Raw genomic sequence first — 24,871 nt, forward strand, 5'->3', positions numbered from 1 at the left:
GAACCAGGACCAGGCACTATGGAGAGGTGTCCCGTACCGAATTCGCCGAGTTCCTGATCGCGCGCCGCGCCGCGCTGCAGCCCGAGGAGGTCGGGCTGCCGTCCGGTCGCCGGCGGCGCACGCCCGGACTGCGGCGCGAAGAGGTCGCCGCGCTCGCGGGCGTCAGCGCAGACTACCTGGCCCGGCTCGAACAGGGACGCGACAGCAACCCCTCCACCGCCGTGCTGGCCGCACTCGCGGATGCCTTGCGGCTCAACGAGATCGAGAAGCACCACTTCGGCAAGCTGGCCCTGGGCCTGGAACAGAAGGCCAACTGCCCGTCGGCGGGACAGGCCCGCGAACAGGTCTCGGAAACCATCCAGGCGGTCGTCGACGCGCTGCAGCCGACACCCGCCTTCGTGCTCGGACGCTGGCTCAACCTGCTGCACGGCAACCCCTCCTTCCGCGATTTCGCCGAACCGCTCGGCATGTTCGAGGAGGAGGCGCACGGCAACTTCGCCATCTACGTCTTCGCGCATCCGACCGCCAGAAAGGTCTTCCAGAACTGGGATACGGTCGCCGATATGGCCGCCTCGGCGCTGCGCGCGGCCGCCACCCGCTTCCCGGACGACCAGTCCGTCCAGGCCGTGGTTACCACCCTGAGCCGCCATCCGGAGTTCGAGCAACGCTGGCGCGAACACCGGCTCACCGACTTCCGGACCGTCGTGCTGAAGATTCAGCACCCACTGCGGGGCGAGGTCGAGGTCGAGGTGGAGACCCTGGATCCGGCCGCCGACCAGACCGTCGCCATCTGGCTGGTCGACCGCCGACAGGCCCGCACCCCCGGATTACGGCTGGTCAACGAATAAAAACCGCAGGTGCCGGGCCCTTCGTAAACCCTGCTCGGGCAGCGTGGGCGCACTACAGTTGACCCATGGCTCGGAATTGGCCGATGGTCGAACGGGAGAACGAGCTCGAATCGATCAGGGCGGCGCTCACCGGCGACGACCTCGTCGGGGCGGTTCTCACCGGTGACGCGGGGGTCGGCAAAACCACCTTGGCGCGGCAGGCCACCGCCGCCGTCGGGGGAAACATTCGATGGGTCGCGGGGACGGAATCCGCCCGGAGCATTCCGCTCGGCGTCTTCGCGCACATGGTGGGGGTGTACACCGCCCACGATCCGGTGACCTTCATGGCCGCGGCGCGCGAGGCGCTGCTCGCCGACGGGCACACCATCATCGGCGTCGACGACGCGCATCTGCTCGATCAACTCTCGGCCACCCTGCTGCTGCAACTGGCCATCGACCGGGCCGCCCACATCGTGTGCACCGTGCGCAGCGGAGTGCAGGTGCCCGACGCGGTGACCTCGCTGTGGAAGGACGGGCACCTGCTGCGGCTGGACCTGAAACCGTTCACGCAAAGGCAGAGCGTGGAATTGGTGGAATCCATGCTGGGCGGGCAGCTCGAAGGCTTCACCGCCAACCTGATGTGGGAATCCTCCGGCGGCAACGCGCTTTTCCTACGACACCTGGTCGAAGGCGCGCTCGAGGCGGGGACGCTGCGGCAGGTCAACGGGGTGTGGCAGTTGCGCGGGCGCGCGGCGGTCACCTCGGAATTGGCTGCGCTGCTGGAGGATCGGGTGGAACAGATGCCCGACAGCGTGCTGCGGGTACTGGAACTGCTCACCTTCTGCGAGCCCATCGACCTGGACGTGCTGTCGGAGATCGCGGGCGAGGAAGCCGTCGAATCCGCCGAAACCCGTGGTCTCATCAGGATTGTCGAGAACAGTCACCAGCTGCTGGTGCGCTACAACCATCCGCTGTTCGGTGAGGTGATCCGACGGCGGCTGGGCATTGCGTCGGCGCGGCGACTGCGCGGGCGGCTGTACTCGGCGTTGAAGGATCGGCCCATCAACTCCTCCTACGAGCGCATCCGGCTGGCCGAATTGGCCTTGGACAGCGACAAATCCGCGGATCTGGAACTGTTCGAGGCGGCGGCCGCCGACGCTATCGCCCTGGCGAATCTGCCCCTGGGAGAACGATTCGCGCGGGCGGCCGTGGAAAGACGCGGCGGGGTCGAGGCCGCGGATCTGCTGGCGCGGGCGCTGCTGTGGCAAGGGCATCGCATCGAGGCCGAGCGCACCCTGGCCGGATTCGATCCCGACCAGATGAACGAGGTGCAGCTCGCGCGCTGGGGCAGCACCCGGGTGGCCAACCTGCTGTGGTCCATGGGCGACGCCGACCGGGCCGACGAGGTGCTGGAATCCGTGCGCACCCGAGTCAAGCACCCGAAAATCATTGCGACACTCGATGGTCTGGCCTCCGCGTGCGCGGTCAACGAGAACCGGATCGAAGAGGCGTTCAATCTCTCCGAACCCGTCATGTCCATGCCGGACGCACCGCCCTGGGCGGTGTTCTGGGCCGCGTTCGGCGGCGGGCTGTCGCTGGCATTGATGGGTCGCGGTGACGCCGCCCGGCAATACGCGGCCCGCGGACACGCCATCGAATCGCACATCGACGGCCTGAACCGCTTCATGTTCGCGCACGCGGAAGTGCTGGCCCTCACCTTCACCGGTGAGCTGGACGCCGCCCGCCGGTGCGCCAGTACGCCCTATCCGTTCTCCTCGCCCGGCCAATATCTGGCCTGGGGCATGGCCAAGATCCTGCAGGGCACCGTGGATGTGGCGCAGGGCCAATTCCCGCAGGGCATCGACAATCTCGAACAGGCGCTCGCCGCGCTCACCGCGGAGGGCGCGGCGGCCTGGATGTTCCCCGCGCAACTGCGGTTGGCCGAGGCGTATTCGGCGATCGGGCGGCCCGCCGATGCCGCGGAAGCCATTGCGGCGGCGACCTTCCGGGGTGGCCGGCACAGCGCCGTCTACGGGGCGCTGATGGAATTGGCGAAGGCCATGCAGGCCGCCGCCGAAGGCACCGCGACACCCGCCATCCGGCTCGCCATCGGGGCCGCCGACCAGGCGGCTCGGTCGCATCAGCATGCGGTCGAGGCCATGGCATTGCACACCGCCGCCCGCTTCGGCGATCACACCGTGGCCGGACGGCTCGCGGACCTCGCCGCCCGCATCGACGGCCGGTTGGTCCAGGTGCAGGCCCGGCACGCGGTCGCGGTGGCGGCCCACGACGGGCCCGGATTGGATGCCGCCGCAGCGGAATTCGAATCGATCGGGGCATTGCTCTCGGCGGCCGACGCGGCCGCGCAGGCGGCTTCCGCGCACGAGCGGGCCGGGGACCGGCGGCGGCTGCTGGAATCCGCGGCCACCGCCAACCGGCTGGCCGCCGCCTGCGGTGGGGCCTCGACCCCGGCGCTGCGGGAGTCCGCGCAGCCGTTGCCGCTCACCGCGCGCGAACGGGAGATCGCGAATCTGGTGGTGGCGGGGCTGTCGAACCGGCAGATCGCGGACCGGCTGACGGTGTCGGTGCGGACCGTGGAGGGGCATCTCTACCGGGCATGCATCAAGCTCGATGTCACCGATCGGGAGGCTTTGGCCGAATTGATGCGCGGCGGGACATCTTCCGGCAAATCAGAGGCGTGATCCCCGCCGGTTGCCATAGAAACCTTTCTACCTGCAAATTGTGCGATATGTCTCGCCGTCCACCGTCACGCTATCCAGGCAAAAGTTCGGACTAGAGCAACCAACTCTCAATCAGTTAACATCCGGCACAGTGTGAGCCCGTCGAGGGTCACACGGGGGTCGAAACAATCTGATGAGGGTGGTGTTCTGGCGTGATCCGTCGGCATCGAGAAATGAATACCGGCGTGCTCCGCCACGCCATCCGTCCCGCCGTCGGCATCCTGCCACTGGCCATCGCCATCGCCTGCGCGTCGGCCGCCCAGGCCGTCCCGCAGCCCGGCGTGACAACCAGCCCCGGCCAGTCCGCGCCCGCCGACTCGAACTCGCGCCAGCCCGGCACCACCGTCACCCCGGCCGCACCCCAACCGGCCCCGCAGCCCGCCCCGCAGGCCGATTACGTTGTGCCGCAGAACCATCGCCCGGTCCCGGCCGAAACCGAGCCCGCCCCCGCCATCGACTGGCAGTCGCTGCACGCGCCCGAGCCCGTCGCACCGGTCGAGCCCATCGCTCCCCCGCCGCGCACGGTGCGCATCGGCGACTTCTACACCCCGGCTCCCGATCAGCTGCCGGACGAGATCCTGAACCCGGTCAACGACTTCTCCGCCAACACCGAGGCCGGACTGTCCACCGCGCTGCAGTCGGTCGGCGTCAACCCGTCACGCTCCGACAAGATCGCGGCCATGACCGCGGCCGGTGCCGTCACCGGTGCGGCGCTGCTGGGTATCCCCGCCGCGATCGGCGGTGCCGCCGGTGGAGCAGTCGGCGGCGGCCTCATCGGCGCCGGCGTGGGCGCGGGCATCGGGGCCGGTATCGGCACCGCCATCGTCGCGGGCACCGCCATTGCCGCGGGCACCGCCACCGCGGGACTCGGTGCGGCCATCGCGGCACCCACCGCCGTGCCGGTCATCGGCGGTGGCGCGCTGATCGGACTGGGCGTGGGCGCGGCCGTCGGCGCGGTTGCGGGCGGCGTGATCGGCGCGGCCGCGGTCGGCATTCCGATGGCGGTGCTGGGCGCGGTCGGCGGCGGCATCGCCGGTGCGGCCATCGGCGGCGCCGACATGAACGTCGCGCCCTGATACCGGCAGCGAACAGGAGCCTCACCGCCTGAGCTGCCGTACCGACGCGGCCTGGGGCGAATCACCGACCGGGCACGAGTGTCCGACGGACTGGGCCGGTTACCCCGGCGCACAACTTCGCACCCCCGTTCCGGTGGTCTGACCTGCGAGAACCGAAAACGTTGGCGCGGTGAGCACGCCGCGCCCCGCAGCCGGAGCGAATCACCGGCATGAAAGGTCGGCCCTCGGGCCGGTAAGCGAAATATGTTCGGAAGGTTGGTGTTTCGGCGTGACGCGTCGGCATCGTGGAATGCACAGCAGCGTGGCTCGACGGGCGATCGTCGCGGGCACCATCCCCTTGGCCATGACCCTGGCCGTGGCCTGCTCCAGCTCGAATGATCAGCCCGCCAAGGTGGCAGGCGGCGCGACCCAGTCGGCCGCCCCGCAGGCGAGCCCCACCCAGCAGCCTGGCAATGCCACCGCCCCCGAGGGCAATCCGCAGCCCGGCACCGGTTCCGCCGACTCGGGCATCGCCCCGGGGGCGGGTACCGGCGCCGTCGCCGACTCGCCCTTCCCCGGCCAGCGCCCGAGCGCCATCCAGCCTGGCGTCGCCGCCCCGGCCGGTGACCACCCGGGCTCTCGCCCGAACTCGGTGCAGCCGGGCGTCACGGCGCCGAATCAGCCGCAGGCACAGCCCCAGCCGCAGCCGCAGGCGGACTACCCGATCCCCGCCAACTTCCGCCCGGTCCCCAATGTCCAGGCGGCCCCGGCGGTCGACTTCCAAACCCTGCACGCCCCCACCACGGTGACCCCGGTCCTGCCGATCGCCCCGCCCCCGCGCACCCTGCGCATCGGCGAATTCTCCACCCCCGCACCGGATCAGGTCCCCGACAACATCCTCGATGGCGCCAACGGCCTCGCCGCCAACACCGAAGCGGGCCTGGCCACCGGCCTCAACTCCATCGGCGTCAACCCGAGCCGCTCCGACAAGATCGCCGCGGGCACCCTCGGCGGCGCAGCCATCGGCGCGGGCCTCGGCGCGGTCGGCGCGGGCGTCCCGGCGGCGCTGGTCGGCGCGGCCGTCGGCGGCACGGCCGGTGCTGTCATCGGCACCGCCATCGGCTTCGGGCTCGGCTCGGCCGCCGTGGTGGTCGCGCCGGGACTCGCGGCGATCGACATCCCCGGCGGCATGATCGGCGGCGCGCTCATCGGCGGCGGCGTCGGCGCCGCGGCCGGTGCGGCCGTGGCAGGTCTCCCCGCCGCCGCGGCCGGCGGCCTGGCCGGTGGCGTCGCTGGTGGCGCAGTCGGCGGCTTCCTCGGCGGCGCCCTGTAGCTGACGGATGTGGTGCGGTGAAACAGCTTTCGCCGCACCGCCCGTCCGAGACCTGCAACGATCCACGAACACAAGGAATCTCATGAGGACAGCACTACGCATGGCCGCGATCGCCGGGGCCATGGTCGCGGGCGGCGGGCTCGCCACCCAGGCCGCCTCCGCCACCGCGCCGGTCATCTCGACCGAGCCGGGCGGCGTTATCCGCGCCGACATCGCACCCGACGAGTCGTGGACCTGCGGCGGCTGGAGTCTGCAACCGCCCTTCGTCAACAGCGCGCCGACGAGCGGCGTCCTGCGGGGACCGGTCACGGGGCGGATGACCTTCACCCCCGGCTCGGACGTGTGGGTGTTCTGCACTCGGTCCTGGGTCATGCCGCTGGACCTCAACGTCCTGGTTCACCCGGAGCTGGACTGGAACCACGTCATCAGAACCGAGAACTGACCGCTGATTTCGTGAGGACGCCCGCACCGATCTTGTCGGGGCGGGCGTTTTCGTATGCGTCCATGCTCAGAACAGGGTGGGTTCGCCGAAGCCGGGGGTGCGTTCTATTTCGAGTAGGTGTTGTTTGGTGGTGATGCCGCCGGGGGCGGAGAAGCCGTGAAGGGCGTGGTCGGCGGCTAGGACTCGGTGGCAGGGGATGATCAGGGGAATCGGGTTGCGGCCCAAGGATTGGCCTACGGCTTGGGCTCCGCCAGGTGCGCCGATGGCGTTGGCTACCGCGCCGTAGTTGAGGGTGTGGCCCGGATCGATGGCTCGGGTGACTTCGTAGACGGCTCGGTCGAAATCGTTGAAGCGGGTGGTGTCCAGGGCAATCCAGCGGAGGTCGTCGAGGTCGCCGGTGAGGTGGGCCTGGATTCGGGTGATGGCCTCGGCGATGTCGGGGGTGGGGTCGGCCTCGTGGATTTCGACCAGGCGGTGATTGCGCAGGATGTAGGTGCGGGTGGTCGCCGGGTCGGGGTCGGGGAGGGCGAAGCGCAGGACGCCGGTGGCGCTCCAGGCGATGGCGCAGATGCCGATCGCGGTGTCGAAGAGCGACGCCGACGCCTGGGGGCGGGCCGGGGCGGACATAGGGCCAGTGTGCACGGTGGCACCGACACTTTTCGAAATCCAGGCCAGTTCGCTAGAACTGGACCGACTCGCCGCGGCAGGGAATGGTGGACAGGGCCGCGACCGCGGGGGCGGCGCGCCGGAAGCGGCGGACCGGGGTCGGCGGGCAGTGGTCGGGGCGCTGGGTGGCGATGGCGGCCAGGTCCGAATATTGGCGGGACGCTTCGTATTCGGCGACCGACCAGTCCGACATCGGGCCATGCGGGCGATAGCGCTCGAGCAGGATGCCCCAGCGCTCATCGGACTTGGGCGCATACCGGTACACCAGACCGGCGAAGGCGGCGACAACCAGGAGGGAGACGAGCAGAGCGACCATAGGCCCATAGTGGCCTCCCCCTGGACTTGAATAAAATATCCAGTGCCCTAATACTGGCCTTTATGGCGACACGAGTGATCGGCGCGGCCAGCCTGACGCGCGACCTGGGCCGGTGGCGGAACGACGAAGCCGCGGCCACCGACAACAAGCGCGCGACGCGGCCCGCATACGTGGCACTGGCCGAGAGCATCCGGCTGCTCATCCACGACGGTCGCGCGCCACTGGGCGTGGCGCTACCCAGCGAACGGGATCTGGCCACCACCCTCGAGGTCAGCCGCACCACCGTCACCTCGGCGTACACGCTGCTGCGCGAGCACGGCTACCTGATCAGCCGGCAGGGTTCGCGCAGCACAGTGGCGCTGCCGCCGACCGTGGTGCACGACGGCGCGAAACCGGCGCGCAGCATTCTGGCCATGATGGCGCAGCCGGAACTGGCCACCGTCGACATGACCTATGCCGCCATGGCCGCCCCACCGCAGATGACCGAGGCGTATTCCTTTGCGCTGCAGGGCCTGCCGACCTATCTGGGCACGCACGGCATGGACCCGGTGGGCGTGCTCATGCTGCGGGAGGCGCTGGCCCGCCGCTACACCGATCGCGGCCTGCCCACCGAACCGGATCAGATCCTGATCACCCTCGGCGCGCAGCACGGTCTGCGCCTGCTGCTCAATGTGCTCACGACTCCGGCCGAACGGGTGCTGATCGAGCACCCCACGTATCCGAACGCGATCGAGGCCATCCGCGATGTCGGCGCTCGCCCGGTGCCGGTGCCGATGCGCCCCGACGGCTGGGACCTGGACGGAATCCGCAGTGCCGCACGGCAAACCGCCGCGAGCGTCGCCTACCTGATCCCGGACTTCAACAACCCCACCGGCCACCTGCTCGACGCCGAGGGCCGCGCCGAACTGGCCGCCATCGCCCGCGAGACGCGCATGACGGTGATCGTCGACGAATCCATGGTCGACCTGAACCTGTCCGATATCGAATCCCCGCCCCCGGCAGCCGCTTTCGCGCGCGGCTCGGAGATCGTCACCATCGGTTCGGCCTCCAAGTCCTTCTGGGGTGGCCTGCGGGTCGGCTGGGTGCGTGCCAATCAGGCCCTTATCACCAAGCTCCTGGGCACCCGCTCCACCGTCGACCTCGGCACCCCGGTCATGGATCAGTTGGCCACCGTCCACCTGCTCCGCCACGCCGACGAGATCCTCACCACCCGCCGCGCCCAACTCCGCTCCCGCCGCGCGGTCCTGCTGGAATCCCTCGCCGAGGAACTCCCCGACTGGCGCGTCAACGAGGGCACCGGCGGCATGTCCCTGTGGGCGCAACTCCCGACCCCGGTCTCCACGGCCCTCGCCGCCACCGCCCCCAATCACGGCGTATTGCTCGCCGCCGGACCACGTTTCGGTGTCCAGGGCGCGTTCGAACGCTTCATCCGCCTCCCCTTCACCCACGAGGAACCCGACATCCGCCTCGCCGTGAAGTCCATCGCCGCCGCGTACAACGGCCTGACCCCGCACGCGGCCGACCCCCTGGCCCCGCTCATCACGTACTGATACGCCTCGGAATAGGTTCGGCCCCACCGCGTCATACGCGGTGGGGCCGAATTGTTCAGCGCCTCAGTACGACCGGCTCACTCAGCCGATGATGTCGTGGCGGACGATGGTCTGGTCGCGGCCCGGGCCGACGCCGATGCACGAAACGCGGGCGCCGGACAGCTCTTCCAGGCGCTTGACGTACGCCTGGGCGTTGGCCGGGAGCTCCTCGAAGGTGCGGCAACCCGAGATGTCTTCCCACCAGCCGGGCATCTCTTCGTAGATGGGGCGGGCGTGGTGGAAGTCGGTCTGGGTGGTGGGCATCTGCTCGACGCGTTCGCCGTCGATCTCGTAGGCCACGCAGATCGGGACGGTGTCCAGGCTGGAGAGCACGTCCAGCTTGGTGAGGAAGTAGTCGGTGATGCCGTTGACGCGGGTGGCGTAGCGGGCGATCACGGCGTCGAACCAGCCGGTGCGACGGGCACGGCCGGTGGTGACGCCGACCTCGCCGCCGGTCTTGGCCAGGTAGGTGCCGGACTCGTCGAAGAGTTCGGTCGGGAACGGGCCGGAGCCGACGCGGGTGGTGTACGCCTTCAGGATGCCGAGCACCGTGGTGATCTTGTTCGGGCCGACGCCCGCGCCCACGGCCGCGCCACCGGCGGTCGGGTTGGACGAGGTCACGTACGGGTAGGTGCCGTGGTCGACGTCCAGCAGGGTGCCCTGCGAACCCTCCAGCAGCACAATCTCATCGCGCTCCAGCGCCTGGTTGAGCAGCAGGCGCGAGTCGGCGATGCGGTGCTTGAAGCCCTCGGCCTTCTCCAGCACCTCGTCCACCACCTGCTGGGGATCCAGCGCGCGGCGGTTGTAGATCTTCACCAGCACCTGGTTCTTGAATTCCAGTGCGGCCTCGACCTTCTGGGTGAGGATCTTCTCGTCCAGCACGTCCGCAACCCGGACGCCGACGCGGGCGACCTTGTCCTGGTAGCAGGGGCCGATGCCGCGACCGGTGGTGCCGATCTTCTTGTTGCCCAAGAAGCGTTCGGTGACCTTATCGATGGCCACGTGGTACGGCATGATCAGATGCGCGTCGGCCGAGAGCAGCAGGCGGGAGGTGTCCACACCGCGCTCTTCCAGACCGGCGAGTTCGGCCAGCAGCACGCCCGGATCGACCACGACGCCATTGCCGATGACGTTGGTCACATCGGGAGTGAGGATTCCGGACGGAATCAGGTGCAGGGCGAAGCTCTCACCATTGGGCAGCACCACGGTGTGTCCCGCGTTGTTGCCGCCCTGGTATCGAACTACCCACTGGACCCGATCGCCGAGCAGATCGGTTGCCTTGCCCTTGCCCTCGTCGCCCCACTGGGCGCCGATCAGCACGATTGCCGGCATGTGAGTGTCTCCTACGGGTTCGACGCGCAGCACCTCTGTTGCTGCAGCACCCGCCGTCAGAAGGCGGTGGCCGTAGGGACACTTTACGGGATGGGTCACATGTCACCCGGAAGGGCATACCCGCAGTTCGCGGCAGCGCCCGGTGTGGACCTGCCGAGCGAGGCGGCACAGCCCGGGACAAATCGGGCACGGTAACGGATGCGCAGCGGGGACAGCGTGGCTGTTGGGACAGAGCTATGGTGGCACGGGGAGAGGGACGACGGGGGTCCGACGGATCGCACTGAGGGGTACACGTGTTGGCAGGCCTGAGGAGGGTGTTCGGCAGTTGAGTACCCATGTTCTCCGCTGCGACGGCGCGCCCGTACCCATTGCGCTGGCCTCTCTTCCACTCACCCAGACCGCGGCCATCCCGGACACGAACACCCTGGACGAGCTGCTGCCGGTGATGGCGGCCGACAGCCTGCCGCGGCTCATCGTGCTCGGTGAGGACGCCGGCCTGGCCGCCGTGCTGACCCACCTGATGCGCACCGAACGCCTCGGCGTCGAAATCGGTTACGTGCCCATCGACCGCACCTACGGATCCCGCGCCTACGACACCGGCACCGGCTCGGCCGCCGCCAAGCGCGCGCTGGAAGGCAAGCCGCGCGAGACCCCGCTGATTCGCGACGACACCGGCACCGTGCTGATCGGCCGCGCCACCATCGTCGGCGAGGCGGGCGCGAAACTCGAGGGCGAGGCGTACGTCGACGACACCCGACTGTTCACGGGAAAGGTCGCGGCACTGCAGGTTTCGCCGATGCTGGAGATGCCGGGCCTGCACGCCACGGTGCAGCGCGGACTGCGCAAGAAGCGCTGGGTGGAGGGCCGGGCCATGCAGCTGGGCACCAGCGGCGCGATCGTCACCCGCGACGGGATCACCGGCGAGCGGGTGGTGAAGCGCTCCACGTTCTATCGACACCACGAGCCTTGGCTGCTGGTTCGCTGATTCACCCCCAGAATGGGAGTCGGCGGAACGAACGAGCCGACCAGTTGGGAGTACCGAGGTGAATTACCCGCGCGCAGTGGGACGGGCGACCGGAGCGATCCGGCCGAGTCCCGTGTTTCTGCTGGTCGTGGCGATCACGCTGGCGGGCGGAGCGCTGGCCTGGGACGCCGAATACGATTCGACGCTGTCGAAATTCGGGGTCTTCCTGCTGGTCGTGGCCGGCTGGATCGTGTCGGTGTGCCTGCACGAGTTCGCGCACGCGTACGTGGCGTGGCGGGCCGGGGACCGCGAGGTGGAGATGCGCGGGTACCTTACGCTGAATCCGCTCAAGTACAGCCATCCGCTGTTGTCGATCGGCCTGCCACTGGTGTTCATCGCCATCGGTGGCTTCGCGCTGCCGGGTGGCGCGGTGTACGTGCAGTCGCACAACTTCAGTCCGCGCACGCAGCGGATTCTCAGTGGCGCCGGTCCGGCCGTGAACGCGGTCTGCGCGATCGTGCTGCTGGTGGTCGTGCGGCTGTGGGGCAATGAATTCCACCACTCGGCGTTCTGGTACGGACTGAGTTACCTTGCGTTCCTGCAGATTACGGCGACCGTGTTGAACCTCATTCCGATTCCGGGGACCGACGGCTACGGAATCCTGGAGCCGTCGCTGAGCTATCAGACGCGGCGGTCACTGGATCAGATCAAGCCGTACGGCATTCTGATCCTGTTTGCGCTGCTGTTCACCCCGCAGGTCCGCGACGCTTTCTTCAACGGGGTCAGCAGCCTGTACGACCTGTCCGGACTGTCGGAGCACTGGTGGTCGAACGGCTACTGGCTGGTTCGCTTCTGGTCCTGAGGATCTGGTGGATGGGCCGCCCGGACGACCCGGTTGCCGGGCGGCCCCCTTCGCAGCGGCGCGGCTGCGAGTCCGACCGGACTACCCCTCGTGAGTCCGGCTTGTCACGAACGGTAGAGGCGCGCAGGCGGTTCGACGCGAGTAGTGGACTACTCGAAGATCAACGTGGGTACCCGCGGATCAGTCGATGGGCGTGACGTACGGGTGCGGGACCGTGGGCGGCAGCAGGGCCATGGCGGAGAGCCGTCGCATGCCGCACACCTGCATGAGATCGACCACGACGGAACGCAATTGGGCGAAGACCACGTGCGCCGACAGGCCCGCACCGTCCACCAGATTCTTGGTCGCACCCTTGCCGACGGAGCGCAGCACGCGGGTGGCCTCGGCCGGGTCCGGTTTCTCGTCCGGGTCGGCGAGCATCATGCGGCGCACCACATCGACCGCCTGGCCGAGCTTCTCGACCTCGATGATCAGGCCCGGGTTGAGCACCTCGTCGTCGCGCACGGAGGTGAGGGCGCGGCGCAGCAGCACGCGGGTGTTGCGGATGGCGTTGTCGAGTGGGTCGGCGGCCTCGCGCAGGCGTTGCAGGCGGGCGCGGGAGTTCCAGTACAGCGGGGAGATTCGAATGATCTCCTTGCTGCCCTCGAGGGTGTTGCGCAGCGAGTCGATCGCGGACTGGGTGCCGCGCGCGGACTCCAGCGCCTTCTTGATCTTGTCGGAATCTTGCTCGAGCAGACCGTCCGCGCACTCGGTGAGGGCCGCGCCCATCACCTCGAGAATGCCCGCGGCCTGTTCGCGGGCGCGGCGGACCGGATGCAACGGGATCGCGGCCACCACGACGATGCCGACCAGGCCGCCGACCAGTGCGTCGATCATGCGCAGTGCCGCGCCGGCCTGGCCGGGCGGATAGAGGGTCGCCACCAGGACCGCGGAACTGGCCGCCTGCATGGTGATCACCGGGCCGCCGTCGAGGAAGACGGCCGCGCACATGGCGATCACCACCAGCAGCACGATCTGCCAGGTGCCGGTGCCGACCTGGGAGACGAACAGGTCGCCCACGCCGATGCCGACCGCCACGCCGACGATCAACTCGATCGAGCGGCGTAGTCGGGCGCCGAACGAGACTCCGATGGAGATCATGGCGGCCATCGGCGCGAAGAACGGGCGTTCGTGCCCGATCACCTGGTGGGCGATGAACCACGCCACGCCCGCGCCGATCGCACACTGGGCGATCGGCAGGATGGAGGACCGGACGCGCCCGGCGGCCCGGCGCATGCGGGTGACGCTGCTCTCGCGGGCAGCGTCGAGGGTTTCGCCTAGGCCGCTGGTCAATTCAGTCGAGGCCGAGCTCGCCGGCGGCGCGCGGGTCGCAATCCTCGAGCAGGTCGAGGCAGCGCGCGTACTCCTCGGTCTCACCGATGGCGCGGGCGGCCTTGGCGAGTGCGCCGACGCTGCGCAGGAAGCCCTGGTTGGGTTCGTGGCTCCACGGCACCGGGCCGAAGCCCTTCCAGCCGTTGCGGCGCAACAGGTCCAGGCCGCGGTGGTAGCCGGTGCGGGCGAAGGCGTAGGCGGAGATGATGTCGTGATTGACCTCGCCGTCGGCGTTTTCGCCGCGGGCCAGGGCGGCTTCGGCGAGATGCGCCCAGGCGATGGAGGCGGTCGGATGCGCCGCGGCTACCTGCACCGGGTCCTGATTCTGCAGTAGCGCGTCCTCCGCCTCGATGTTTTCCGGAAGGAGGACCGGCTGCGGTCCGAGCAGATCACCGAAGGAGGTCATGCCGATCATTCTGCACCGCCGCCCGAATTGCTCAGTAGCCGAACCTCCGCCTTCGCTCCGGCCGTGCGCGCAGTATGGGCGACTACGTCGACAGATCCCACTAGGCTGACCGTCGAATCACAGTTCCGCCGAAGCGAGGGGTGCAGCGCGTGTCCGACCAGAAAGACGACCAGCAGCCGCAGGGTGCTGCCGACAAGGCAGCCCGTCCCGCCGCAGAGTCTCAGGACACCGCACCCCGCAAGACCCCGGCCGACCAGTCCGCGCCCGATGCCACCCCGGCCGACGCGGCCCCGCCGACGGCCGCCACGGAAGTGATCCCCTCCCCCAACACCCGCACCGAGGAGATCACCACCGGCGCAGCCAAGCCCGGCTTCGCCACCATCCACTACGACGCCCCCGCCCCGTCCGGTGCAGGCCGTGTCCAGCCCCCTGCCGGTGCCGGCCGTGTCCAGCCCCCGGCAGCACCGCAGAGCGCCCCCGGCAATCAGCCCCCGGCAGCCCGCCAGGGATCGGGCGCTTTCGCCCCGCAGAACCAGCCCAGCAGCCAGCCCGCCAACCCCGGCCAACCGAGCGGACAGCCCAGCAGCGCCGGACAATCCGGTTCGGGCGGTCAGCCGTCGGCCCCCGCCGCGCCGGGCGGACAGTCGCGGCCCGCGAACGGCGGACCGGCGGCCGGTGCGCAGAAGGCGGGCGGAGAGGCGGGCGGCGGTAGCCAGTCCGGGCAGCCGTCGGCGGCGGGTGGCGGTCGGGGGCCCGGGGCTTCGTCTCCGGCCGATGACGCACCTACCCAATACATTCCGATTCAGCGGCCGAGTGGGGACAAGAAGGCTCCCGACGCCGAAGTATCAGCCGACGCGACTACGCAGTTGATCAAGATCCAGCGGCCGGGCCAGGGTGCGAGCGGTTCGGGCGCGGGCAAGCCGGATAGCGCGATGCAATCCGGGTCCGCGGCTGGAGCCGTAGCGGGCGGGGCTGCCGCGGCCGGGGCACTTGCCGGAAAGCCCGATGCGCAGGGCGGTTCGGGACCGGCCGATGCGAGTGAGGCGCAGGGGAAGCCCGCGCCGCAGGATGTGCCGACCCAAGGCATGGCGGAAGTGCCGGGCGCGGATGCGGAAGCCTCCGACGGTCCGACGACCGCGAAGAAGGGTGACGCGCAGCAGGATTCGACGAAGCCGGATGCGGGTTCTACCGAGGACGAAAAGTCCGGTGGTGCCGCGGATTCCGGGGCAGCGCCTGCGGGCGATGCGGAAACCGTTGTGATCAAGAAGGTTCCGGTGCCGGTGGATGACGCCACGATGGCGTTGCCGATCGTGACCGGGGAGGCCGGGACCGAGAAGATTCGGGTGTCGGGGCCGCAGGGGCGGGCCGTCAGTAAGCCGCCGCAGTCGCCGCGGGGGAATGCGGGGCCGCGGAATGTGGGGCCGCGCGGGAGTGCGCCGGCGCAGGATGCGCCCGTGGAGGAGACTCGGCCCGCGCCGCCGCGGCCGCCGATGGGGCCGCGACGGCCCGGCGGTGCGCCGTCACCGGCGGATATGCAGCCGACCACGCCGGGGCAGCCGATCGGCGGGCCGCGGATCGCCCCGCCGCAGCGGGTGGGCGCGGGTGCGCCGCAGGGACCTCAGGGACCCCGTGGGCCGCAGGCGCCGAACGCGCCCCAGGGACCCAGCGGACCCACTGCGCCCCAGGGACCCGGTGGGCCCAATGCGCCCCAGGCATCCCAGCCATCCCAGGCGCCGTTGGCACAGCCGCAGCGGGTGCCCGCGGCGGATGCGGTGGACGGCGAGAAGAAGGCCGGAGCCGGGTCGAAGAAGAAGGTGCTGATCATCGCGGCCGCCGTGGTCGTGGTGGCCGCCGTCGTCGGCGTGGTGACCGGGCTGGTGATGAAGAACAAGAGCGATAATTCGCCGGAAGCGTTGGTGCAGAAGACGATCACGTCGTACACCGATGCGCTGAACAACGGGAACCTGGATACCTTGCGCGCTGTCACCTGCGGGGCGCCGCACGACTTCTACCAGAAGATCTCGGCCGATCAGTTCACCGGCGTGTATCGGACTTCCAAGGAGCAGAAGAGCATTCCGCTGGTGAAGTCCCTGGACGCCATCAAGGTGACCGGCGATACCGCGATCGCGCAGGCGACGGTCTACACCGCCGCTGATCCGACGAAAACCACCGCGCGCACCTTCGATCTGAAGAACGAGGGTGGCTCGTGGAAGGTGTGTGATCCGCAGAGCGGAAACTGACGCATTCGCGGGCCCTGCCGCTGAAGCATTCGCGGGCCCTGCCGCGATGAACCTCACAGCGGCCGCGATACGTGGCACAAGGGGCCGCGATGAACGTCACAAAGACCTGGTCAGTGGTCCGGAACGCCGGTAAAGTAGCCCGAATTGTCTGGGCCAGCCTTTTCGGCGTTCCGGCACTTCAGCGGTTGTACACCGTCCAGGACATTGCCTTCACAGCCCGAAGCGATGTCCGAGAGAAGTGGTGCGGGCCCACCGGGTTTCGATTTGCAGGGAGCGAACACCATGCCGGAAACGGCAGAGGCCATCAAGGCCACCGCCGCCGAACTTGTCGGCCGGCACTTCCGGGTCCGTGATCACTACGACGTCGGCCGCGAGAAGGTCCGCGAATTCGCGCGCGCGGTGCGCAACAATCACCCCGCCCACCATCGCGAGGACGACGCCGTCGCGCTCGGCTACACCAGCCTGCTGGCCTCGCCGACCTTCGCGTCCGTGATCGGCGCGGCCACCACCCGCACCCTGATCGGTTCGGTGCTGACCGAGTACGACCTCTCGCAGACCCTGCACACCGATCAGGTCTTCGAGTACTTCCGCCCGATCCTCGCCGACGACCGACTCAGCGTCGACGTCGTCGTGGAGAGCATCCGCAGCTTCGGCGACAACGACTTCATCACCGCCAAGGTCACTTTCACCGACGCCGACCGGCTGCCGGTCCTGGTCTCCACCACCACCATCGTGGCCCGCAAGGGTGTGGAGATCGATCCGTCGATGGTCGAGACCGTCGCGGGCGTCGTCATGCACGGCCATGTCGCGCAGCCCGGCGAGTTCGACGGTGACCCGACCGGACTGGTACTGCTGGACCCGGACGAGGTCGTCGAACCGGCCGCGCCCGCCGCCCCGCGTGCGGTGCGCACCGTCCCGACCGCCGCGACCGTGACCGCGGGCACCGAGCTGCCCGCCGCGAAGATGCCGGTCACCCGCGGTGACCTGGTCAACTATGCGGGCGTCTCCGGTGACCCGAACCCGATCCACTTCAGCGATTCCGCCGCCAAGCTGGTCGGCCTGCCGACCGTGGTCGCGCACGGCATGCTCACCATGGGCCTGACCGCCGCCTACCTGACCGAGTGGCTGGGCGATCCGTCGGCGCTGGGCAAGTTCAGCGTCCGCTTCTCCGGCTATGTCGCGGTCGAGCCGACCGCCGCGACCACCGTCGAGTTCACCGGCAAGGTGAAGTCGGTGGACACCGAGACCGGCATCGCCACCGTGGTCATCGGCGCGACTTCGGAGGGCAAGAAGCTCTTCGGCCGCGCGATCGCCGAGGTCCGCCTCAGCTGAGCTCCGAAACCTGAAGAGCGGGCCGCACATTCGTGTGCGGCCCGCTCTTTTGCTTTGTCCCGGTTCAGTTCAGGGTGGCGTGCATCAGGTAGACGTTGTAGTCGCTCCAGGTGGACATGGTGAAGTACATGTCCTTACCGGTCGACCACGGGTGGATGAAACCGCCGTAGAGCTCGGGATATTGCAGCGCGCTCACCGTGACGGCACTGTCGGACCACACGCCCTGCGGTGAATCCGATTCCCGCACAACCAGAGCCGCCTTGGCGGTGTCCAGATAGCTCATCTGCCACACCTTGCGGTCCTCGTCGTAGCGGACCGACAGCTCGGCGGCCGGTGCGTCGACAATCGGTGTGGCGGTGGCCAATCCGTTCACCTCGGGCAGCCAGGCGCCGTTGTTCCAGTACTGGTAGGCGGTCGGATTGAGGACCTGGTCCTTGGGCACCCGGGCCAGCCCCACCCCGCCCAGGCGGGTATTGGGGATGCCGAACATGTACACCCAGTCCCCTTGCGGCACCATGGCCGCGACCTGGAAGTTGGAGACCCCGAAGATGTTCTGCCACTTGGCGTACGGATCCTTGGTCCAGTGTTCACCGTGGTCGTCGGAGTAGGCGATGCCGCCGTAGTTGGTGTACCAGGTGCCCGGAATGCTGTTCCAGGTGCGAATCGACATGTAGCTCATGTACTGCCGATTGCCGAGCGCGAAACCGGACGTCGGGATCGTGGTGATCTCGATATTGTCCATCTTGCGGCTGCTCAGCAGTTCCGATGCGTGGCAGCGGTCGTCGGTGACCATGTGGTCGAACACGACGCCCTGGCTCAGATCCCGATTCTTGCTGAACGCCAGCAGATTCGAGCGCCAGTCCTCGCCCATGCCGCCCGGCGGATGGAAGTCGCGGCCCACGGTGTCACCGAAGGCGATGGCGATCTCGTCGGGCGCGCTCTGCCACATGATGCCCAGGTCGGTGCCCTGCACCTGCCAGCGCTTGTCGGTGCGGTTGACCGAGTTCGCACCGGTCAGCTTGGCCACCTCGGAAACGTCCGAGACCTGCGGCGTCGGCCGCGCGGGCACCTGCGCGGCGGCCTCGACCGGCGGGTTGGCCGGGTCGGGGCCGGGCGGCAGCGGCTGCGGATTCGGGTTGGGGAACGCGAAATTGAACGGCTGCGGCCGAATGATCAATTTCGGCAGCCCGAGTTGCTGCGCCAGATCCGGTGCGGCAGCGGGCTGATCGGTGAGATCCGGGCAGGGGTTGACGCACGGATCCGAGGGCAGATCCATCTTCACGCGTTTCACGTTCTCCGGCGGCGGCCCCGGATCGACCGTGACCACCGGATACACCACCGGCACCTCGAGGGTCTTGGGGACCAATGCCTCGTGCGACGGCTTGGCCTCGGTGCTGCACGGACCGGTTCCCGGAACGGCCTGTGCCGCACCCGGATCCGCCGTCGCCATCCGATCCACACCGACGAGGACACCCGCCCCGAAGATCACCGCCCCCGCAGCTGCGACCAGCCGCTTGGCCATCCACACAACCTCTCGACAATCGGGCTTCCCGGACACGTCCGGGCAGAGACCCTACCCGCCGAATCGGGCGAACCGCCGGTACTCGGCCGAACTCGATCGAATCGAGACAGCGGCCTATTCGAGACGGCCGGTCAGCGCAACGCCTGGAAGGTGAGCACCGTGGTTCCGATCCGGATGGCGTCCCCGTCCGCCAGCACGGCGGCGGATTCGATCGACTCCTCGTTGATGTAGATCCCGTTGGCGGAGTGCAGGTCCTTGATGAGCAAACCGGCCCGGCTCGGGGTGATCTGTGCGTGGTACCGGCTCGCCTTGGGATCGTCGAGCACCAGGTCGTTGTCGGTCATCCGGCCGATCTTCATACCGTTCGGCCCGATCGGGATCGTGCGCCCGTCGACCAGGCGCAACTGCCCGGCCCGCACCGCGCGCGGCATCTCGGTGACGGTCTCGGTCATGGCCTTGGCCATGCGCTCGACCTCGTGAATCTGCCCGGTGCTCAACGGTTCCTGGCGCAGCACCTTCTGCTCGAGCGCGATGAGCGCGGGACCGGGATCGATGCCCAGTTCATCGGCCAGCACGGTGCGCACCCGACGGCACGCCTCCAGCGCGTCGGCCTGGCGGTCCGACAGGTAGAGCGCGGTGATGAGCTGCGCCCACAGCGGTTCCCGCAGCGGGTGCGTATTGGTCATCGACACCAGCTCGCCGACCACCGAAGAGGCTCGGCCCAGCGCGATTTCGGAATCGATGCGGGCGGAGGCGACCAGCAGCCGCTCCTCGTCCATGGCGGTCGCGAAGCTCTCCGCGAAGCCGAGGCCCGAGAGATCGTCCAGCGCCCGCCCGCTCCACTCGGCCAGCGCCTCACCGTAGAGCCGCGACGCCGCGTTGGGATCACCGATCGAGGCGGCCTCCGAACCCTCCCGGCGCAGCGTCTCGAAGCGGCCCAGATCGCACTCGTCATCCTCGATTTCGAGGCGATAGCCGGAGGATTCGGTGCGCAGCAAGGCCACCGGATCGACCCCGGCGGTGCGCAGGGTCTTGCGAATATTGGAGACGAACACCTGCAGGCTGGCCTGATAGGAGTCCGGCGGATCGTCGTTCCAGACGATATCCGCCAGCGCCTGTGAGGACACCGCGCGCCGCCGGTTGACGGTCAGTGCCGCCAACAGCGCACGCGGCTTGGGGCCACCGACCGGCACGGACCGACCGGCGACCAACAGCTGCACGGGGCCCAGGACCCGTACATCGACAGTCATGCCACCTGCCTCGAATAGAGACCGCGGCGCGCCGGCCGCTCGAAAATTGCCGGGGATACCGCCGTTTCGGCGGAATCCCCGACCGTTGAGCTTACTTGGCGCTGATCGAGCGTCCCGCCGAGTTCAGATCGTTGCAGGCTTCGACGATGCGCGCGGCCATCGAGGTCTCGGCCTTCTTGAGGTAGCTGCGCGGGTCGTAGACCTTCTTGTTGCCGACCTCGCCGTCGATCTTCAGCACGCCGTCGTAGTTGGCGAACATGTGACCGGCGATCGGGCGGGTGAAGGCGTACTGGGTGTCGGTGTCGACGTTCATCTTCACCACGCCGTAGCGCAGCGAGTCCTCGATCTCCGACTTCAGCGAGCCCGAACCACCGTGGAAGACGAAGTCGAACGGCTGCGCGTCGGCGCCCAGGCCCAGCTTGGCGGCCGCGACCCGCTGGCCCTCGGCCAGCACCTCGGGCTTGAGGACGACATTGCCCGGCTTGTACACACCGTGCACATTGCCGAAGGTGGCGGCCAGCAGGTACTTGCCGTTCTCGCCCGAGCCCAGCGCGTCGATGGTCTTCTCGAAGTCCTCGGGGGAGGTGTAGAGCTTGTCGTTGATCTCGGCCTCGACACCGTCTTCTTCACCGCCGACGACGCCGATCTCGACCTCGAGGATGATGTTCGCGGCGGCGGCCTGCTTCAGCAGTTCCTTCGCGATCTCCAGGTTCTCGTCGATCGGGATGGCCGAGCCGTCCCACATGTGCGACTGGAACAGCGGGTTCTGACCATTGCGCACGCGCTCGGCCGAAATGGCCAGCAGCGGACGGACATACGTGTCCAGCTTGTCCTTGGGGCAGTGGTCGGTGTGCAGCGCGATGGTCACGTCGTAGCGGGCGGCGACCACGTGCGCGAACTCCGCGAGCGCGACCGCACCGGTCACCATGTCCTTCACACCCAGGCCGGAACCGAATTCCGCACCACCGGTGGAGAACTGGATGATGCCGTCACTGCCCGCATCCGCGAAGCCCTTGATGGCCGCGTTGATGGTCTCCGACGAGGTGCAGTTGATGGCGGGGAACGCGAAGGAGTTCTGCTTGGCCCGAGCAATCATCTCGGCGTAGATCTCCGGAGTCGCGATGGGCACAGTGACCTCCGTGTTGTGTGTGGTGCGTACGACAAATTCTGTCAGCTGACACGATAGGACAGCCCTTTTTCTCCGGACCAATGGCCTCACATACCCCACAAGTTTGTGAGGTTCCATCGAGAATCGGTGTGATGTCCGAGGTACCGGTACTGTGGTGGCCGTGACCTTGCTGGCCGTATCCGATGCCGTGACGACCAATGCCGCGCTGCCCGCGATCTTGGACCCGATGCACCTGTTGACCGAGACCTGGCTCTCGCACGCGGTGCTCCCGGCGATTCTGGCCATCGTCTTCATCGAGACCGGTCTGCTCTTCCCGATCCTCCCCGGCGATTCGCTCTTGTTCACCGGCGGTCTGCTGGCGGCCTCCGCGAACCCGCCGGCCGGAATGAACATCTGGTGGCTGGTGCCCGCGACCGCGTTCGTGGCCTGGCTCGGCGACCAGAGCGGCTACTGGATCGGACGCTCGATCGGCCCATCGCTGTTCAAGAAGGAAGACACGCGCTTCTTCAAGCAGCACTACATCACCGAGACGCACGCCTTCTTCGAGAAGCACGGCCCGAAGACGATCGTGCTGGCCCGCTTCGTGCCCATCGTGCGCACGTTCATGCCGGTGCTGGCCGGTGTCTCGAAGATGGACTACCGCAAGTTCGCCACCGTCGACATCATCGGCGCGGTGCTGTGGGGTGGCGGCGTCACCGTACTCGGCTACTTCCTGGGCAATATCGAATTCATCCGCAAGAACGTCGAGGCCATCTTCCTGCTGATCGTGTTCGTGTCCATTCTCCCGGGCATCATCACGGTCGCGAAGAACCTGCTGCATCGCGGTCAGCACCCGGAGAAGTCCGAGCTGGCCGCTTCGACGAACGAGCCGACCCACTGAGCCATCGGTGTCGACCACCCCGCTAACCATCGCCTCGGGCGGCTTCGGTCCACTCGAGACAGCCGGACCGGTTCTGGTCTGGACGATCGTGCTCACCTTCGTGTTTCTCGAGTGCGCACTCATCATCGGGCTGTTCCTGCCCGGTGACTCCATGCTCATCACCGCGGGCGTGGTGCTGGCCTCGCAGGTCGGCGAGGGTCAGGTGTGGGCGCTGTCGGTCGGCACCATGATCGCCGCCATCGCGGGCAATCAGGTCGGCTATGTCTTCGGCCAGCGCACCGGGCATCACATCGTGGCGCGCAAGAACGGCAAATACATCAACACCCGCAATCTCGCGCGGGTGTCGGGGATGCTGCACAAACACGGGTTCCTCGCGGTGCTGGTGGCCCGCTGGATTCCGTGGGTGCGCACGCTGTGCCCACTGGTCGCGGGTGCGGCCGGGATGGATCACCGCAAGTACACGATCGCCTCGACCATCGGTGCGATCATCTGGGCCCCGGTGATCCTGCTGGCCAGCTACTACGCGGGCAGTTTCCTGACCGACATGTCCTGGCTGATGCCCGCCGTCATCGGGACCTTGATCGTCGGGCTGATTCTCGGCACCGTGCTCGGGGTCCGGCAGTACCGGGCCGAAATGGCGCGCCCCGCCGAGGATTTCGACCTGGATGCGGCCGACGCGGCGACGGTGCCGATCCCGGTCATCCGGCGGCAGTAGCCCGCTACAGCCCCGCGGCCGTCACCGTGTGCGCGGCCTCCATCAACTTCCAGCCCGAAAGCTGCACCGACAGATCGCGTTCCGGGTTGCGCGAGGCACTCACCGAACCGCCCTCGAAGACGCCCGCACCCGCGATGCCGGGCAGCCGCGCGGGCTGCCGCCAGTCCGCGCCGAACAGCGGTTCGCCCTCCACGTCGAGACGATGCTCCCAGGCCGCGGTGGCCGAGGCCCGCACGATCGCGGCGGCCTTGCGGCGCGCGGTCACCTGCGCGGGCTCGTCGCCGGGCAGCATGAGCGCGGCCAGCGCGAGATAGCGGATGAGGATGCCGTTGAACAGGCCGCCGTCGCCACCGCCGTCCCCGACCACGATGCCGCTCGCGGTCATGTGCTCCTCGATGGAGTCCACCAGCCGCACCGCCCGCTCGGTGTGCCGGGCTTCCCCGGTGTGCACGGCCAGTTCGGTTTCCAGGCCCAGCACCACGCCCTGGCAGTAGCTGTAGACCGGCTTCTCCACCTCGCCCGACGGTAGGTGGATGCCGTCGAAGATCAGGCCGGTCTCCTTGTCGCGCAGGTTGGCGTCGAGGAAGTCGGCCAGCTCCTGGGCCCGGTGGTAGCGGCCCAGCCGGGCCATGGCGATACCCGTCGGACCATTGGCCGGGGCATTGAAGAAGTCCGAACCCTTGCGCCACGGGACCGCGCCGAACTCCGGCTCGAACCCGTTGACCAGCGCCTTCTCCAGATTCAGCAGTGCGCCGCGGACCTCGACCACGCCCTGCGTGCGCTCGGCGCGCTCCAAAGCGATTGCCAGCCAGGCCATATCGTCGTAGTAGTTGTTGGTCCAGCCGGTGATATTGCGCAGTCGCATGGCGTGCGCGATGGACCAGAGCCGACGTTGCCGCGCGGGCGTGGGATGCCGGTTGGCGGCATCCACGGCGCAGTCGATCAGATGGGCCTGCCACCAGTAGTGCCAGAAGGCAAAGGCCCGTTCCCGCTTGGTGGCGGGCCAGCCGACCACCCCGAGCTGGGTGCCGGGGATGGCCCACAACGTACGTAGGTGGCGCGAAAGAATCGCAGACTCCGCCAGGTCGGCCCGCTCCGACCACAAGGCAGCGGTCGGCTCTATGTTGCGCCCGGTCCGCGATGTCATGGGATTAATAATGCCAATCGGACAACCGTGTTCGTGGCTATTTTGTTACCGAGAGTCCGATGTCACCAAGCATTGCCCAGGTCGGCGTGCTGACGAATCCAGGCGTGCATGGCGATTCCCGCGGCGACGCCCGCGTTGATGCTGCGGGTGGACCCGAACTGGGCGATCGAAACCGTGAGCAGCGCGCCGTCTTTCGCGGCCTCGGTGACGCCCGGCCCCTCCTGGCCGAACAGCAGCAGGCAGTTGCGCGGTAGGGTGGCGGTTTCCAGCGGGACCGCGCCGGGGACATTGTCGACCGCGACCACGGTCAGGCCCTCGGCCGCCGCGAACCGCAGCAGCTCCGCGGTGTCGGTGTGATGGTGGATGTGCTGGTAGCGGTCGGTGACCATGGCCCCGCGGCGGTTCCAACGCTTGCGGCCCACGATGTGCACGGCCGCCGCCCCGAAGGCATTGGCGGTGCGCACCACCGTGCCGATATTGGCGTCGTGGCCGAAGTTCTCGATGGCGACGTGGAAGGGATGCCGACGGGCGTCGATGTCGGCGACGATGGCCTCCCGTCGCCAATACCGGTAGGCATCCACCACATTGCGCCGGTCACCGTGCTCCAGCAGCTCCGGGTCCAGGCGCGGATCGGCGGGCGGTTCGGTCCCGAATTCGTCGCGCCACGGGCCGACGCCGTGCGGATGCTCACCCCATTCGGTCGGGCCGGGGGCGAGCGGTTCGTCGGCGGTCGGGGCGGAACTCACCCGGCG

Annotated in this window: 22 protein-coding genes; 12 read left to right on the forward strand and 10 right to left on the reverse strand. The window is 68.6% G+C overall.

Annotation, left to right across the window (positions count from 1 at the left end; translation table 11 throughout):
- The first annotated feature begins 26 nt into the window (after positions 1 to 26).
- The 5 genes from ACYVN4_RS13130 to ACYVN4_RS13150 all read left to right on the forward strand — a co-directional run bounded on the left by ACYVN4_RS13130 (position 27) and on the right by ACYVN4_RS13150 (position 6,398).
- Complete coding sequence (locus ACYVN4_RS13130) at positions 27 to 848, forward strand: MmyB family transcriptional regulator (protein WP_460720757.1); 822 nt, start codon at positions 27 to 29, stop codon at positions 846 to 848.
- Between the two features lie 65 nt (positions 849 to 913).
- Positions 914 to 3,529, forward strand: coding sequence for a helix-turn-helix transcriptional regulator (locus tag ACYVN4_RS13135; RefSeq protein ID WP_460720759.1), 2,616 nt, complete (start codon positions 914 to 916; stop codon positions 3,527 to 3,529).
- Between the two features lie 212 nt (positions 3,530 to 3,741).
- Positions 3,742 to 4,644 (forward strand): hypothetical protein, encoded by a 903-nt coding sequence (locus ACYVN4_RS13140; protein WP_460720761.1) that lies wholly within the window; start codon positions 3,742 to 3,744, stop codon positions 4,642 to 4,644.
- A gap of 301 nt (positions 4,645 to 4,945) precedes the next feature.
- On the forward strand, positions 4,946 to 5,956 hold the full coding sequence (locus ACYVN4_RS13145) for a hypothetical protein (protein ID WP_460720763.1): 1,011 nt from the start codon (positions 4,946 to 4,948) through the stop codon (positions 5,954 to 5,956).
- A gap of 82 nt (positions 5,957 to 6,038) precedes the next feature.
- The gene (locus tag ACYVN4_RS13150) at positions 6,039 to 6,398 is read left to right on the forward strand and encodes a hypothetical protein (protein WP_379358524.1); all 360 of its coding nucleotides are present in this window, start codon (positions 6,039 to 6,041) and stop codon (positions 6,396 to 6,398) included.
- A gap of 66 nt (positions 6,399 to 6,464) precedes the next feature.
- On the opposite strand, the gene ACYVN4_RS13155 is transcribed toward ACYVN4_RS13150, so the two are convergent.
- Positions 6,465 to 7,025 carry a methylated-DNA--[protein]-cysteine S-methyltransferase gene (locus tag ACYVN4_RS13155; RefSeq protein ID WP_460720765.1) on the reverse strand — a complete coding sequence of 187 codons (561 nt, stop codon included), beginning with the start codon at positions 7,023 to 7,025 and terminating at the stop codon, positions 6,465 to 6,467.
- Positions 7,026 to 7,077: 52 nt separating this feature from the next.
- Positions 7,078 to 7,380: a hypothetical protein gene (locus ACYVN4_RS13160; RefSeq protein WP_460720767.1), complete on the reverse strand. Its 303-nt coding sequence runs from the start codon at positions 7,378 to 7,380 to the stop codon at positions 7,078 to 7,080.
- 62 nt (positions 7,381 to 7,442) lie between these two features.
- Between ACYVN4_RS13160 and yczR the strand changes: the two genes are divergently transcribed.
- Complete coding sequence (gene yczR, locus ACYVN4_RS13165; protein ID WP_460720769.1) at positions 7,443 to 8,930, forward strand: MocR-like transcription factor YczR; 1,488 nt, start codon at positions 7,443 to 7,445, stop codon at positions 8,928 to 8,930.
- 81 nt (positions 8,931 to 9,011) lie between these two features.
- Here the strand turns inward: yczR and ACYVN4_RS13170 are convergent, their stop codons facing one another.
- Positions 9,012 to 10,301, reverse strand: a complete 1,290-nt coding sequence (locus ACYVN4_RS13170) for an adenylosuccinate synthase (protein ID WP_452399556.1) — start codon at positions 10,299 to 10,301, stop codon at positions 9,012 to 9,014.
- Between the two features lie 325 nt (positions 10,302 to 10,626).
- Between ACYVN4_RS13170 and ACYVN4_RS13175 the strand changes: the two genes are divergently transcribed.
- On the forward strand, positions 10,627 to 11,286 hold the full coding sequence (locus ACYVN4_RS13175; protein WP_460720771.1) for a hypothetical protein: 660 nt from the start codon (positions 10,627 to 10,629) through the stop codon (positions 11,284 to 11,286).
- A 58-nt stretch (positions 11,287 to 11,344) separates the two neighbouring features.
- On the forward strand, positions 11,345 to 12,127 hold the full coding sequence (locus ACYVN4_RS13180) for a site-2 protease family protein (protein ID WP_460720772.1): 783 nt from the start codon (positions 11,345 to 11,347) through the stop codon (positions 12,125 to 12,127).
- A 180-nt stretch (positions 12,128 to 12,307) separates the two neighbouring features.
- Here the strand turns inward: ACYVN4_RS13180 and ACYVN4_RS13185 are convergent, their stop codons facing one another.
- A complete protein-coding gene (locus ACYVN4_RS13185) occupies positions 12,308 to 13,402 on the reverse strand; it encodes an FUSC family protein (RefSeq protein ID WP_460722617.1) in 1,095 nt (364 codons plus the stop codon).
- Between the two features lie 58 nt (positions 13,403 to 13,460).
- On the reverse strand, positions 13,461 to 13,904 hold the full coding sequence (locus ACYVN4_RS13190; RefSeq protein WP_379358538.1) for a DUF3151 domain-containing protein: 444 nt from the start codon (positions 13,902 to 13,904) through the stop codon (positions 13,461 to 13,463).
- Positions 13,905 to 14,053: 149 nt separating this feature from the next.
- On the opposite strand from ACYVN4_RS13190, the gene ACYVN4_RS13195 reads away from it, so the two are divergent.
- Positions 14,054 to 16,144 carry an Rv0361 family membrane protein gene (locus ACYVN4_RS13195; protein ID WP_460720774.1) on the forward strand — a complete coding sequence of 697 codons (2,091 nt, stop codon included), beginning with the start codon at positions 14,054 to 14,056 and terminating at the stop codon, positions 16,142 to 16,144.
- A 282-nt stretch (positions 16,145 to 16,426) separates the two neighbouring features.
- A complete protein-coding gene (locus tag ACYVN4_RS13200; protein WP_460720776.1) occupies positions 16,427 to 17,476 on the forward strand; it encodes a fused (3R)-hydroxyacyl-ACP dehydratase subunits HadA/HadB in 1,050 nt (349 codons plus the stop codon).
- Positions 17,477 to 17,540: 64 nt separating this feature from the next.
- Here ACYVN4_RS13200 and ACYVN4_RS13205 read toward each other — a convergent pair whose 3' ends face one another.
- From ACYVN4_RS13205 to fbaA, 3 genes are all read right to left on the reverse strand, one after another.
- Positions 17,541 to 18,998, reverse strand: coding sequence for a DUF4185 domain-containing protein (locus tag ACYVN4_RS13205; protein ID WP_460720778.1), 1,458 nt, complete (start codon positions 18,996 to 18,998; stop codon positions 17,541 to 17,543).
- Between the two features lie 131 nt (positions 18,999 to 19,129).
- Positions 19,130 to 20,248, reverse strand: a complete 1,119-nt coding sequence (locus ACYVN4_RS13210; protein WP_460720779.1) for a BTAD domain-containing putative transcriptional regulator — start codon at positions 20,246 to 20,248, stop codon at positions 19,130 to 19,132.
- 91 nt (positions 20,249 to 20,339) lie between these two features.
- A complete protein-coding gene (gene fbaA, locus ACYVN4_RS13215) occupies positions 20,340 to 21,377 on the reverse strand; it encodes a class II fructose-bisphosphate aldolase (RefSeq protein ID WP_460720780.1) in 1,038 nt (345 codons plus the stop codon).
- A gap of 226 nt (positions 21,378 to 21,603) precedes the next feature.
- On the opposite strand from fbaA, the gene ACYVN4_RS13220 reads away from it, so the two are divergent.
- Positions 21,604 to 22,257: a DedA family protein gene (locus tag ACYVN4_RS13220; protein ID WP_460722619.1), complete on the forward strand. Its 654-nt coding sequence runs from the start codon at positions 21,604 to 21,606 to the stop codon at positions 22,255 to 22,257.
- A 7-nt stretch (positions 22,258 to 22,264) separates the two neighbouring features.
- On the forward strand, positions 22,265 to 22,972 hold the full coding sequence (locus ACYVN4_RS13225) for a DedA family protein (RefSeq protein WP_460720781.1): 708 nt from the start codon (positions 22,265 to 22,267) through the stop codon (positions 22,970 to 22,972).
- Positions 22,973 to 22,976: 4 nt separating this feature from the next.
- On the opposite strand, the gene ACYVN4_RS13230 is transcribed toward ACYVN4_RS13225, so the two are convergent.
- On the reverse strand, positions 22,977 to 24,119 hold the full coding sequence (locus tag ACYVN4_RS13230) for a glycoside hydrolase family 76 protein (RefSeq protein ID WP_460720782.1): 1,143 nt from the start codon (positions 24,117 to 24,119) through the stop codon (positions 22,977 to 22,979).
- 62 nt (positions 24,120 to 24,181) lie between these two features.
- Positions 24,182 to 24,865 (reverse strand): TrmH family RNA methyltransferase, encoded by a 684-nt coding sequence (locus tag ACYVN4_RS13235; RefSeq protein ID WP_460720783.1) that lies wholly within the window; start codon positions 24,863 to 24,865, stop codon positions 24,182 to 24,184.
- Positions 24,866 to 24,871: the final 6 nt, after the last annotated feature.

This window comes from Nocardia heshunensis (assembly GCF_054782115.1).